The sequence below is a fragment of the Italian clover phyllody phytoplasma str. MA1 genome, from assembly GCF_000300695.1.
Taxonomy (GTDB): Bacteria; Bacillota_I; Bacilli_A; order Acholeplasmatales; family Acholeplasmataceae; genus Phytoplasma.
In genome coordinates this window covers 1-514 of sequence record NZ_AKIM01000192.1, presented here as the reverse complement: position 1 = coordinate 514, position 514 = coordinate 1, and the positions used below count along the sequence as shown (strand labels likewise).

General features: G+C 28.0%; 1 pseudogene. It reads left to right on the top strand.

Going from position 1 to position 514, the window contains the following annotated elements:
• Positions 1-486, top strand: a pseudogene (locus RI01_RS03735) (type IVB secretion system protein DotG/IcmE); the annotation flags it as partial.
• Between the last annotated feature and the right edge of the window lie 28 nt (positions 487-514).

Genomic DNA, 514 nt, shown 5'->3' with positions numbered 1-514 from the left:
TTCAAAACTAAACTTTATCAAACAGTTGCAGATTTTAAAAAATTAGGGGCTGGAGTTAATTATTTAATACAACTTGGTTTTACAGCTAAAGAATTAAGAGATGGTGGATATATATTTGAGGAATTAAAAATTGCTGGGTATACAGTTAAGGAATTAAAAGATGCTGGATATACAGCTAAAGATTTTAAAGATGCCGGATATATAATTAAAGAATTAAAAGATTTAGGTTATTCATTCCAAGAATTAAAAGATGCCGGTTATACAAATAGACAATTAAATATTTTAGAGTGGGGACCTCCTTATGATTTAAAACAAAAAATTGGTTATACAGCTAAAGATTTTAAAGATGCTGGGTATACAGCTGGAGATTTAAAAGCTGATAGATTTACAGCTAGAGAATTAAAAGATGCTGGATTTACATATCAAGATTTAAGATTGGCTGGATTTGGAGCTAGAGAATTAGAAGATGCTGGATTTACATTTTAAGATTTAAATAAAAAGAACTAAATTAAAA